The 12,385-nt window shown below is 45.0% G+C and carries 9 protein-coding genes and 2 pseudogenes; 5 read left to right on the top strand and 6 right to left on the bottom strand.

Annotated features, from left to right (window positions below; translation table 11 throughout):
- Nucleotides 1–51: 51 nt before the first annotated feature.
- Entirely contained in the window at nucleotides 52–477 is a 426-nt protein-coding gene (locus DK872_RS26195; RefSeq protein ID WP_161519061.1) for a hypothetical protein, read from the top strand.
- A gap of 269 nt (nucleotides 478–746) precedes the next feature.
- Here the strand turns inward: DK872_RS26195 and DK872_RS26190 are convergent, their stop codons facing one another.
- Nucleotides 747–974 (bottom strand): DUF1737 domain-containing protein, encoded by a 228-nt coding sequence (locus tag DK872_RS26190; RefSeq protein WP_161519060.1) that lies wholly within the window; start codon nucleotides 972–974, stop codon nucleotides 747–749.
- An 849-nt stretch (nucleotides 975–1,823) separates the two neighbouring features.
- On the opposite strand from DK872_RS26190, the gene DK872_RS26185 reads away from it, so the two are divergent.
- Nucleotides 1,824–2,819, top strand: a complete 996-nt coding sequence (locus tag DK872_RS26185; RefSeq protein WP_161519059.1) for a tyrosine-type recombinase/integrase — start codon at nucleotides 1,824–1,826, stop codon at nucleotides 2,817–2,819.
- 722 nt (nucleotides 2,820–3,541) lie between these two features.
- On the top strand, nucleotides 3,542–4,030 hold the full coding sequence (locus DK872_RS26180; RefSeq protein WP_161519058.1) for a response regulator transcription factor: 489 nt from the start codon (nucleotides 3,542–3,544) through the stop codon (nucleotides 4,028–4,030).
- A gap of 287 nt (nucleotides 4,031–4,317) precedes the next feature.
- Here DK872_RS26180 and DK872_RS26175 read toward each other — a convergent pair.
- A pseudogene (locus DK872_RS26175) lies at nucleotides 4,318–5,298 on the bottom strand (IS3 family transposase).
- A 385-nt stretch (nucleotides 5,299–5,683) separates the two neighbouring features.
- Between DK872_RS26175 and DK872_RS26170 the strand changes: the two are divergent.
- On the top strand, nucleotides 5,684–6,403 hold the full coding sequence (locus tag DK872_RS26170; protein WP_161519057.1) for a GNAT family N-acetyltransferase: 720 nt from the start codon (nucleotides 5,684–5,686) through the stop codon (nucleotides 6,401–6,403).
- Nucleotides 6,404–7,414: 1,011 nt separating this feature from the next.
- On the opposite strand, the gene DK872_RS26165 is transcribed toward DK872_RS26170, so the two are convergent.
- The 3 genes from DK872_RS26165 to DK872_RS26155 form a co-directional block, all read right to left on the bottom strand.
- Entirely contained in the window at nucleotides 7,415–9,979 is a 2,565-nt protein-coding gene (locus tag DK872_RS26165; RefSeq protein WP_161519056.1) for an EAL domain-containing protein, read from the bottom strand.
- A gap of 389 nt (nucleotides 9,980–10,368) precedes the next feature.
- Complete coding sequence (locus DK872_RS26160) at nucleotides 10,369–10,905, bottom strand: hypothetical protein (protein WP_161519055.1); 537 nt, start codon at nucleotides 10,903–10,905, stop codon at nucleotides 10,369–10,371.
- A 579-nt stretch (nucleotides 10,906–11,484) separates the two neighbouring features.
- Nucleotides 11,485–11,826: a DUF1304 domain-containing protein gene (locus DK872_RS26155; RefSeq protein WP_161519054.1), complete on the bottom strand. Its 342-nt coding sequence runs from the start codon at nucleotides 11,824–11,826 to the stop codon at nucleotides 11,485–11,487.
- 114 nt (nucleotides 11,827–11,940) lie between these two features.
- On the opposite strand from DK872_RS26155, the gene DK872_RS26150 reads away from it, so the two are divergent.
- Complete coding sequence (locus tag DK872_RS26150) at nucleotides 11,941–12,096, top strand: hypothetical protein (RefSeq protein WP_161519084.1); 156 nt, start codon at nucleotides 11,941–11,943, stop codon at nucleotides 12,094–12,096.
- A gap of 16 nt (nucleotides 12,097–12,112) precedes the next feature.
- Here the strand turns inward: DK872_RS26150 and DK872_RS26145 are convergent.
- A pseudogene (locus DK872_RS26145) lies at nucleotides 12,113–12,310 on the bottom strand (type II toxin-antitoxin system RelE/ParE family toxin); the annotation flags it as partial.
- Nucleotides 12,311–12,385 lie beyond the last annotated feature (75 nt).

Raw genomic sequence — 12,385 nt, 5'->3', positions numbered from 1 at the left:
AATGGCGAAGCGTAAAATATCGGTCATTACTATCTGGCGAGGTTATATATTATGAAGACATACAAATCACTTTTCTTTTTAATCATATCGACATTCTTTCTGATGACATTCTCAGGCCAGTCAATGGCCAGGGTTTTTGTCTGTACCCAACTGGACTGTGATAATAATCATTGGGCACCCATTACTGTGGCTCAACAACAATTGCAACCTCCGGGCGGTGTTTACCATGTCACTATTGCTCAGGCGCTGGCAGGGTCAGAGGCCGCAATTATCCGAAATAACACCGGCAACGGTACTGCATCGGATCTCTATCTGAAATATGATTTGTGGCACAGGGGAGGGGCTATTCCTCCGGGGGCCGGTACGGACATGCATCTGACAGCCTATGTCTATAACGCTGCAAACAATCAAATACATGAAGCAAGCTGCCATATTTTCCCGGTTGTCAGAGCCGGGCGTTACATCACAACGTGCTAATAGCAAACGGAAGAATTATCCAGCTATTGAACTGAATGACAAAGCCGCTCACTGGCAGGAGTGGCTTTGTCTCTTTCCCAAAACCAGCAATGTCATTGGTGAAATCAGGAACCCTAAAATACACCATTTCCTGGTATTTTTCAGGTTGTATACGTCCGGAGTAATAAGGTGCGTCAATGTGTCGAGGTGAGTAAAGAGATTACCTTACAACAAACACAGGCGGTGAAGAACAGCCCGGGCGGATTCCGGACGCGTGAAGCGACTCATTGCTACGAAGCCTGATTCTGCTGCACCTCAGGCCATATGATGGCCTGTGCAACAATCACATCCTGCCCATTAAACGTCGCGGCGGGGGAACCATACAATTGATAACCAAGCGCCAGCGCTTCTGAAACCCGATGACAAAATTTAGCGTCATCCTTACCTGTCAGGAGACGGTAACGAGGAAGACCATCCGGAGGTTCATGGCCCTTATTTTTTATTTCTGGATTGATCATGGTAGTACTCCTCTTTCAAATTTAGCCTTTTAGGCTCTGTCGTCATTCTCATATTCACAAAACCATAAAAATCCACGATGGCCAGTCTGGTCACAGATTTCACGACATGTTCAAATGGATCGCGCGGCTAATTGCGCTTAAGGATGTGGGGCCGGTAATATGACGCCCCCGTCTTTATCCACATTATCAATCCGTAGAGAAGAAAGCCACGGTCTGCGTGAGCCTGCGGGTTTATTTTTCCAGCACATTCAGGCTGCCGACCCAGTTAAGCTTTCTGACGGGTAACAGCATCGATTTGTACGATGGCTTCGTTGACATGGCTAATCCCGCTACTCTGAGATTTGTAACAGAACACGGCTCTGAAATGGCACAGACCGGCACGAAGTTGGTCTGTCGTACGGAGTTCTTCAGGGGCATCAGAACGAAACACTGGAACCTGGTGAAGGTGGGTGTTATCCCGCCTTCACCAGGTTGGACAAGCCCGGACGGACCGGGCGCGTTCAGTTCTGTACTTTTTGTATCGCGGAAAGGATCTGCTGCAGTGAGGCCAGCCCGGCAAATACCCTGATGTTTTTCGGTGCGCCATCACAATCAGACCGGGTGTCCCGGTCAGCCCGAGAGCTCGTGCCAGTGCATCAGGAATATCACCTAAACCCGGATCCACTATGGTTACCGCAGAGTGCACGCCCTATTGATTATTAGAATTTTCTACTTATTAAAATGTACCTTTGAAAAAGCAGAGATGAACTGATACGCTTGAGACGACCCAATGGCCACAGATTTCACACAGCGAACGCACGGTCTTCAGGCCGTTATTCCGACCCCGGTTAACCTGACGCGTGGAGTATCATGACGCCTTTCCCTGACGCGGATCACAGAGAGTCCTCTTTCCTGCCGGCAAATACGGCCACCGGCGGGCCGGCTTTACCGTCCCTGACCGGAGACGCGGCCACGCAGGTAAATCCCGCCCGGGCTTATCTCCTGTCGCTGAACTCGCCGCGCAGCCGGCAGACCATGACGTCGTTCCTCAATATCGTGGCGCGTATTCTGGGGGCCGGGGATCTGACCGCCTGCAACTGGGCGGCGCTGCGCCGCCATCATGTGCTGGCACTGACGGAAATGCTGCGGGATGCCGGGCTGGCGGTGGCCACCGTCAACACCTACCTGTCGGCGCTGCGCGGGGTGGCCATGGAGGCCTGGATGCTGAAACTGATGAGCGTTGAGGATTACCAGCACATCCGCGTGGTGCGCTCTGTACGCGGCAGTGCCCTGCCGCGTGGCCGGGCACTGGCCCGGGACGAAATACGCAGGCTGTTTGCCGTCTGCGAGGCGGACCGGAGCAGTAAGGGCGGCCGCGATGCAGCCCTGCTGGCGGTGATCCTTGGTTGTGGCCTGCGTCGTTCGGAGGCGGTGGCGCTGAGTTATGAGGATATCATCCCGGGTGAATGTGCACTGAAAGTGCTGGGTAAAGGAAACAAGCAGCGGCTGGCCTATGTGCCCTCCGGAGCGTGGCAGCGCCTTCAGTACTGGATCGACCAGATCCGTGGTGAACAACCGGGACCTCTGTTCACGCGTATCCGCCGGCATGATTTTCTCACAGCTGACCGGCTGACTGACCAGGCGGTGTACCATATTCTGCAGGTGCGTCAGCATGAGGCCGGACTGGAACAATGTGCACCGCATGATCTGAGGAGAACCTTTGCGACCGCCATGCTGGATAACGGGGAGGACTTGATTACCGTGAAAGATGCGATGGGACATGCCAGTGTCACCACCACCCAGAAGTATGACCGGCGCGGGGAAGAAAAACTGCGTAAAGCAAGAGACAATATAAATATGGATTAATGATGCCTGCTATTGTTGCAGGCTGTTCCGGTTGATTACTGGTCCAGAATTCGAATGGAATTTTTACGTTCTATCTGTCATACCAATGCCGGGGGATTAAGCGTTACATCAGGAGAACCTCAGCATATTCAGGTTGGCTTCCCCTCTTAGGGTAGAATTCTTACAACCAGGATTGTTATACATATATTATTATTATGTGATTAATGCTTCAGCCTGACCCTGATGGCTGAGATCATTTACTACCCTTTGTGTAACATTTATAAACATGCATTCAAAATGAATTTTATTTTGAATAACCATAACTTTCACATGAGCCTCATGTTATGTTTTTTTTACCTTCTTTTCTTTTGTGCTCCAATCTTCCTTGAGTTCATTAACTTAACATGCCGGTAGAAAGAAAAGAATATAATAAGTATTAAAAAAGTTATCATCAATATATAGATCAGAAGCATGCTACACTCGCTCTAAAATAAATCATTAATAAAATCCAGGTGAAGTTGAATCCGCTGTGAGGATGTTGTCAATACACCTCATTAATTTAGGACTATCCTCGTTTCTTTCACAGATACAACTGAGGAAATTCTAAAAATTCAATTGGTTAGTGCAAATTCATAATTAGCACATAATTGTATATAACATTTGAAGTAATACATCAGTTTATTTATATTTTAGACGCAGTTGCCATTGGTTAACTTTTTTAATATTACTTTTCCTGAGTAAACATGATGCTAAAAGACATAAATGTTATAATTAGAAATTATAATTGCAAATATTTTGAAGATGGTATTCACACACTCATCAATACAATCTATGACAAATTCAAACTGCAGAGTGAGTATTCTGATAAGGAGCATGGTTTTAATATTGTTTTCACACAGGGTCATTTTAATCCTTTTCGGATTAAAAATAAAAATGTGGTTATGATACCGGTTTCTATTGACATTTTAACAATGGAGATCCTTATCAAGAAACTGCGTGAAGGTAGTCCAGTTGATTTGAAAGAAATATCATTAAGTAACCTTGAAAAGAAGGTGTTATTTCTCTTTATTCTTGGGAAAAAAGATGAGGAAATTTCATCTTCTCTTGCCATGAATATAAAAACAGTTTCATCGCACAAAGCTAATATTAAAAATAAAATATCAGCAAACACACGCATTGATTTATTCTATGCTTTTAATGAGTTTTTTGACCAGAGTAGTGATGCATTTTAAAAATGATATAACTGGAGTATTAACGATATTGTAAAAACTCCGGCGAAGACAAGACATAGCACTGCCTTCGCCGATTCGGACAGGCTTGTAAGAACAGGGAATATAAGTAATGCGCTTTCTCGATGCCGGAGGGAGATGTGCCCTGCAAATACACGGCAAAAGCCCCTGCCGCGTTGCTGTTTTATACTAGCACCTGTTCCCAAATTTTGCTCCGTTCAGAAACAGAAATTGGCCACCGTTGACCCTGACCCCGAATATGATCCAGTCGTAATCAGGAATAACCGGCTTCATGTTGGCTGCATATTCTGCCAACCGGCAGACTTCTCAGCGAATTCGGATGGCGTCATCCAGCCCGGCGCAGAATGGGGACGCCTCTGATTATAGTGCATGCGCCAGCCTCGATTTTGCACCGTGCGTCCTCCAGGGACATGAACCCGTGCCCGTTCAGGTACTCCTGGCGTAACCTGCCGTTGAATGACTCCACGGTGGCATTATCCGTTGGCGTTCCAGGTCGGGAAAAGTCAATACGGATCCCCCGCTCATACACCCACTTGTCCAGCATTTTCCCTGCAAATTCAGCGCCATTGTCCGTTTTCAGCAGCCGGGAACGCGGGCGCCTTAGCGCTATACTGTTCAGCATTTCCGCGACTTCCGTTGAACGCAGATTCTGCCCGACACAGATCCCCGGACATTCTCGGGTGTACAGGTCAATCACCGTCAGCAGACGCTGCCGGCGGCCATCTAACAGCGCATCAGAGACAAAATCCATGTCCCGGACATGGTCCGGATACAGCCCCTGAGGTTGGGGTTGTCGACGTTGTGCCGATTTATTCCGGTGTGGGCGTTTGAGACGCAGGGACAGACCCTGCTTGCTGTAGAGCCGGTAAATGCGTTTATGATTATCCCGCCAGCCCATCCCGTCTGAGCAGGATGTGAACCCGCAGGTACCCGTAATGCACGCGGGTTTCTGTGCTCTCGCAGATACGCAGGCGCAGCGCAAAACAGACCCACCTTTCGCTGGCCCCGTAATGCGTCGCCTTGTCGGGGTTCAGATTGGCCACCCGTTTCTTCAGGCGCAGGTTTTCCTCTTCGAGCTGGCACATGTGCTTCAGCTCAGGGGGCAAAATGCCACCGTATTTCTTGCGCCACGTATAAAACATGGCATCAGAAATGCCCGACTTGCGGCAGACCTCCGGCACCGGCGTGCCCAGTTCGGCCTGCTTCAGGGCAAAGATAATCTGCTCTTCGGTGAATCGTGATTTTTTCATCGGTACCCGCTCCGTTCAGGGATGCCGGAATTCTATTTCCGAATGGCGCAGGATTTCGGCTCAGGGTCAACGGCCTCAATAACATAGTCTGCTGCGAGAATGGTATAAGTCAGTGATATACTCTTTAGCATGTAAAACTTGCTAATACGGTAGAAACATTCCCAACACTGTAAAAAATCTTACATCTTAAAGATATATTTCATTGATGAATAATATGTAATCCTGTAAATTCTGCCATCTGCGTTTCTGGCATTTTTTTCGGGTGGTTTGTTACTATTTTTACCGGGATATGCCAGAAGCGCCTTTTCGAAGAACCTGCTATATTGATCTTGAGCATGGCAATGTTCTCACCGGTTTTAACTTTGACAAAGAATGAAGGTTTATAATGGCTGAATTAAATATTTATGGTCAGGCATTAGGTCCATCATTACCTGACTGGCATCCACGTTCACTTCCTCAAAAAATTATAATCAGAGGTCAGTATTGTCTCCTTGAACCGATTGACATCAAGCATAGCCGGGATTTGTTTGCCGGCTGGCACAGTATCGAAGACGAGCGCGATTGGACATACTTTCATATTAAACGCCCGGTAACGATCAGACAATGTGATCACTACATAGCCTCACTTGCTGCAAGCAAGGATCCTCTTTTTTACGCCGTTATCAACCTTTCCACAAATAAGGCCGTAGGATTTCTCGCGTTACAACGGATGGATCCAGATAACGGAGCCGTAGAGATAGGCTGGATTAACTGGTCGCCACTGATGAAAAGGACATTATGCAGTACGGAAGCCATATTTCTTTTATTATCTTACATAATGGAAACGTTGCAGTACCGTCGGTGCGGTTGGAAATGCGACAGCCTGCATCAGGCTGCAATCAGTGCTGCAGAAAGGCTTGGGTTCACCTATGAAGGAACGCTCAGACGTACTCAAGTTTCAAAGGGGCACAGCCGAGATGTACGTTGGTACTCTATCATCGACGAAGAGTGGGATGAAATTAGACTGGCTATGGAATGTTGGCTAAATCCTTCAAATTTTGATGAACAGGGAAAGCAAAAACACCGTCTTGCCGAATTTAGGTCTAAACCCGTATCAGAGAAATGATAGCACTTAATGAGCGTTGAATATCTGGTACATTAAAAATCGGATTCTTTTGTCCGGCACCCATCGCAATTACTGCGATCCTGCCCTCGAATATTATCATCAATAATCGTGAACTCCCCGCTTACGGCAGATCTCTACAGGTCAGACCTGCTTCAGATCAAAGGAGCTGCAGCAGTCCGTGGATGTAATTTAGAATCACATTACGCTGTTTGCCCCGCTGACCGATATTGATCGCAAGGGGGGGCATCAACAAAAAAACGACAATGCTCAACATTGCCCAGTATATGGGTGAAGTAATGCCTTATCGCGACCAGACTCCAATGCTCGCCAAAAAGATCGATGAGTCTGGCATCCTTATGACAGAGGGTAGCCAGTGCTGCGTGGTAATCAAGAAACCGATTGATGACGGATAATCATGGTGCTCATAAATCTCATCAGTTTCTTAAACAGCGTGACCTAATCGCATAATTAAAAGTTACACAATTACTTTTATTTGTCCAGGTTTTTGATAATGAATGTTTTACTTACTTACAAATTCAATTGGTTGTCATGAGAGCTACAAGCTTTAATGTGAGGCCAGACCCACAAACATCAGCAATGATTTTGTGAGAAGAGACTCTGAATCAGAGGGAGATGACATCGAGGGATATAACCTGTTGTTGTCAGAGTTCTACCTGTTTTTTGCGCATAACTGTGAGTTTCCCTGTGTTGATTAACAGCCATTTTCGTTCAAGGAAAAGATCCGGAGCAGGTATAGAGTGGCGGGATAGAAAGCACGTGGATGTTATGCCCTGAACGGTACGTTTGAGCGTTTATAGCCAGATTTCACAAAGGGCCGGCTGGGAATGATGTAATTATTCCCGGCGCTTTTTTATCTCCTTTTCTCCTGCGCGGTAAGTCAGTTGTCTGTTCGGCTCACTCTTTGGCGCGCCAAGAGTGGTTTCACTTTGCTAACAGAGATTTCTTTTTTTCATCCAGTCGAGAATTTCGAACGGCTGCTGGCTATCATCTTCACTGAATTTCTACTTTCAACTCTGATATTTCAACAGGCTTTCCTATAAAATAACCCTGCACTACATCACAATGATGTTCCTTAAGGAACGAAAGCTGTTCTGCATTTTCTACTCCTTCTGCAGTTACTTCCAGTGAATAAGCTTTGCCGAGATCAATTATACTTTCAACGATTTTTTTGCTATCACCGCTTTTTTCCAGGGCGGTTGTAAAACTTTTATCCAGCTTAATCCCGTCAAATTTAAAATTGTGCAGATAACTAATGGAAGCATATCCCGTGCCAAAGTCATCAATAAGAAAGCGTACTCCAAGTTCCCTGAGGGTTTCCATTGCAGCAAAGGTTCGCTCAGGATCCGTTAAAACCACGCTTTCAGTCACTTCTATTTCCAACCTTTCAGCCGGGAAATTCGTCCTTTTCAGAATGTTCTTAACTCTCTCAGCGAAATTACTTGACTTAAACTCTATGGCAGAAATATTTACAGAAACAGAAATGGTTTCGAAATACTGCATCACCTCCTCACATGCCTTATTGAGTACCCAGTCGCTAAGATTAATGATAAGGCCTGATTCTTCCGCCAGAGGTATAAAGTGGTCCGGTGTGAGTATTCCCCTAACCGGATGACGCCAACGAACGAGGGCTTCAACCGCATCGATTTTATTGTCTTTTACATTAAACCTGGGTTGATAACACAAAAATAATTGACTATCAAAAATGGCATTTCTGAGTTCCATCTCCATATTCTGTCGCTGAGCAAGGTGTTCTGACATATCACTACGATAATAAACCCAGGTGCTTCTGCCGGAATTTTTAGCATGATACAGAGCGAGGTCAGCAAAACGTAATAAATCGCTTGGATTATTCCCCTGTAATGGAGAAAGTGCGATACCAAGACTCACACCTATAGATATTTCATTACCATGAATATTATATGGCATGTTTATTTTGTTGATTATCTTACTGCAAATGACATCCACTGACTGTGTTCCCTGTATATTATCAAGTAGAACGATAAATTCATCACCTCCCTGCCTTGATACGAGATCACCGGTTCGTATACATTGTTTCAGTCGTGTAGAAACTTCGGCAAGCAATTCATCACCTGTCGCATGCCCAAAAGTATCATTCACTTGTTTAAACTTGTCGAGATCAAGGCTAATCAAGGCAACCTGGTGGTCTTTATCAGCATTAGCCAGTAATTGCCCAGTAAGGAAGTCCTTCATATGGCTGCGGTTTGGTAACCCTGTCAATTCGTCATGATAAGACAGATATTGAACACGGCGTAACGCTTCGACCTCGGCAGTAACATCAGTTACGGCCCCACGAAATCCGACAGTGCCGTCCGGGAAAAATACGTATTTAGCCACAAGATTGCAATGATAAGCTCCTGGACGTGAAGAAAGATACCTACGGTTGGTTAGTTTCAGCGATGCTCCAGATGGCTGCAGACTTTTCCAGTCAAGTAGCCCATCGCGGTCATCCGGAAACAGCTCCGTTAAATCTCGTCCTACCCAGTCTTCGGAATGAAGACCTGTGATAACTGAAAAACGTTCAGACAACCAGGTAATTTGAAAATTAGTATCGGCTTCCCATAACCAGTCGGTGGTGATTTCCATGACATCACGGAATCGTTTTTCGCTTTCTGCCAAAGCAATATGAGTTTTATCAAGGAGAAAAACATTTTCATCAATAATCTTCGCTTTCAGTAACAGATTTCGCATCATTATGAAGATGAGAAAAAATGTTAAGGCTATCAAAATGACAAATAACGGTAACTGAAAAAGAATTAGCGCACGCCCAGGGTTTTGGCTGTCCCATGTCAGGACTGCGCGGTCACCATTTACATCCAACAGAGAAACAGTCATTTCATCATCAGGATCACCGGTCTCGGTTAAACGAACGTTGCGTATGCCATATTCAGCTCCTAATGTGACCAATTTAGCAGGGGTAAGGCGGTAGACGAAAACCATCAGCGAGGGCTTCCCAGGTATTGCAGTGACGTTATTGTCACTTCCGGTTCTGATCGCGGCACCGGCAACAATCGAAATCCCCTGCTTTGACAGGAGCAGATGAGAAACAGTTTTGCCATGATTAGCATCCACTTTTCTTTGCAGGTTCGCTGTTATCTGCTTTCCTGTCCAGTCATCAAGCGGCTTAATATTATACTGACCTTCAAGAACGCTATAGCGAGTCATTCCATCAGGAGACAGAATAAAAATACCTTCATAGCCCAATACTTTAAAAAGTGACTCTCCCAGGTTCTGACTACCCCAGCCCCAATCAATATCCAGCTTTTTATGCATATGCTCATAGGCTTCACCCCAGTCAGAATAGTTTTCAACATGAGAACGGATGCTTTCCTGGCGATAGAGCAGAGCTTTTTTCAGAAGTTGCCTGTCATGCCTGTCACGGTCTGTATTCATGTCATGCGTTATTGAAAGCAAAGAAATGAGCGCAATCAGAAAAATGACTGCAAGCAGGGGTATGATGACTGTGAATGTTTTTTTTACAAGGCTACGGGTTTGTTCTGAATCAAGTTTATGATTTTTATATGCTTGCCAGTTCATATTTGAGCCACCGACTTTGATTTGCCTTCAGGGATAGCACCTTTGAACAGATAATCGGCACGATGCCGGGAACCATTAATCTCATTGAGAGAAATATTTAAATATGTTAAGCATGTCAAGAAATTTACATGTTTATTATATTGTATTGTGATACCCGGTCATGGCAATGCTATTTAATCTGTATCAGCCATTTTATTCATGATAATAAATATGGTACCAGTAATGTCCTCATAAGCAATTTGAAGACGTACATATTAACCAGTGATGTTGTAGTCTACAGGCCAGCAATACGCATGGATAAGAGTCAGTACCTCGATGATAAATAATCAAAAGGAATGTAATTGCTTATAAAAACTGTGCAATCTCTGATAATTTATAATCGGCACCTTTCACTTTGATTTTTTTGAAAGAAAATCACCTTTAATCAAATTTAATAAAAGATGTGCTTCATCACGATAGAAAGATTTCATTTTTGCCAAAAATAATTGTGTTTTAATATTGCTTGTGGTTCGGACTGCATTTTCTATTTCTAAAATGCATTCATTACGGATACGATAGTCTGATAGTACCTCGTCAATTATGCCCTCCAAAGACAGTACGGTCTCACAAGGAGATGATATATCTTGATTAATAAATGGAATTTCCTGATAATTACTCAAAAAATCATAAAACTTCATGAGTCTCGTGACTGAATTTTGTGCCAAAGCTCTGGATGCCTGAGCGGCTTCAATGAGTTCGTGTTCAAAAAACCAAGAGCTTGATGCTATATATATACCTGCACTGCAGTATTCCCTGTTCATGTGCTGTGTTAATTTAATAACTAGCTCACAAGGTAACATAAACACCTTCCATGCCTGATAATAAAATGCATTTAACATTCCAAATCTAATCATATGACTGCTGATTAAGTGATGCAGATCAAACATATGTGAATAATTCAGTCAGAATGGATCCGACATGCAGTTGTCATTAATAGTCTGAAATATTTGATATCGACAATCTATACCTGCAGAGGTTTTAAAATCAAGGAATGTATTGAAAATAAACAGCCAAAAATATCCATATGGAATGGTTAGATATCTAATTATTAACTGAATTTAACACATATGGTATGAGTATAGTAAATATCCCGGACGCTATTACTTTCCTTCACCGCAATGTATTTTAATAACTTTCCTGCAGCTGTTAATGTAGGTAGCCCGACACCAGAGCACGCAAAGACAGTTGTATTGTTAAGGAATTGAAGTTAGTGAGCACACTGCAAGCACAAATTAAATTCTGTTGAGTGTCTGTAATATAGCAATTAGTTTAAACATATCATGATATAAATCATCTTATTTAGGGAAATAATTTCCCTAACTCAGCTATCGCTGGGCTCAATTGACCTGCTCCCGGTTGATTATCATATGCCAATGTTAGTCCTGTATCCCGGTTGTTATGACAAACGCGAACTTCCGCTGCTCGCTCTTGGGCGTTACATTAGAGCTGGCAGGCAAAGACAACATTCACTGCATCAGCAGGGCAATCAGCGCCGGAAGCGCTTGCACAAAGAGTATTTTTCGGCTGGCTGTTACGGCACCGAAAACCCCGGCAATCAGCACGCAGCTCAGGAAAAAGAGGGTAACCGGGACGCCGCTTGCACCCAGCCATAAGCCCCAACATAACCCCGCCGCGAGAAAGCCGTTATACAGCCCCTGGTTCGCGGCCAGCACACGGGTGTCGCGTGCAAACTCCGCGCTAAGATTAAAAGCTTTGTGGCCTGTTCTGGTGTCCCACAAAAACATTTCGAGCACCAGAATGTACAGATGAATGGCGACGACAATCGCAACGAGAACAGTAGCTAACACAGGATACCTTACTGGATAAGGGCAGGTGACGTGGAGTATAGATAATTGCGGCGGCTGACGCAGCGGGCACGATGAGGATTATGTCGTTTTTCGCGTCTCATCGCGTTTTGCCTCATCGCCAATAATGCGAGGTTTGATTTGCGCTCAAAATATTACGTCAAACCTGCCGCCGATCATCCCTGGATGACACGGCGTACGCAGAGCAACGATGATGTGAAACCACCAAAGTTACCCAGAAAGAAACTGGGTCCGGATATGACTCAAAAATAGAGTCCGCAGCCTTACGTCAGTTGCGATTACGGGTAACATTATAAATGTCGTCGTTTTCGCGTTTGCCAACGCCAATGACAGTGACGGTAACAATGTCATCCTCGACACGATAGACAAGGCGGTATCCGGCTCCACGTAGCTTAATTTTATACTGGTCCTTACGTCCATGCAGCTGAGATGCCGGGACCCTGGGGTTTTCCATACGCTCCCTGAGCTAATGGAATGGTTCGCCCCCACTCAACTTGCTAAAATTGCACTTGCTGTCAGCCCTTATATTGGAGGTGTGTTA

It is taken from the genome of Kosakonia sp. MH5, from assembly GCF_009935945.1.
In the GTDB taxonomy this organism is placed as follows: Bacteria; Pseudomonadota; Gammaproteobacteria; order Enterobacterales; family Enterobacteriaceae; genus Kosakonia; species Kosakonia radicincitans.
This window is presented reverse-complemented; position numbering and strand designations above follow the sequence as displayed.

Excerpts from the sequence above, each read along its gene's own strand:
- DK872_RS26160 (WP_161519055.1), bottom strand. The coding sequence starts at position 10,905 with ATGTTTGATCTGCATCACTTAATCAGCAGTCATATGATTAGATTTGGA.
- DK872_RS26180 (WP_161519058.1), top strand. The coding sequence starts at position 3,542 with ATGATGCTAAAAGACATAAATGTTATAATTAGAAATTATAATTGCAAA.
- DK872_RS26165 (WP_161519056.1), bottom strand. The coding sequence starts at position 9,979 with ATGAACTGGCAAGCATATAAAAATCATAAACTTGATTCAGAACAAACC.
- DK872_RS26170 (WP_161519057.1), top strand. The coding sequence starts at position 5,684 with ATGGCTGAATTAAATATTTATGGTCAGGCATTAGGTCCATCATTACCT.
- DK872_RS26195 (WP_161519061.1), top strand. The coding sequence starts at position 52 with ATGAAGACATACAAATCACTTTTCTTTTTAATCATATCGACATTCTTT.
- DK872_RS26185 (WP_161519059.1), top strand. The coding sequence starts at position 1,824 with ATGACGCCTTTCCCTGACGCGGATCACAGAGAGTCCTCTTTCCTGCCG.
- DK872_RS26190 (WP_161519060.1), bottom strand. The coding sequence starts at position 974 with ATGATCAATCCAGAAATAAAAAATAAGGGCCATGAACCTCCGGATGGT.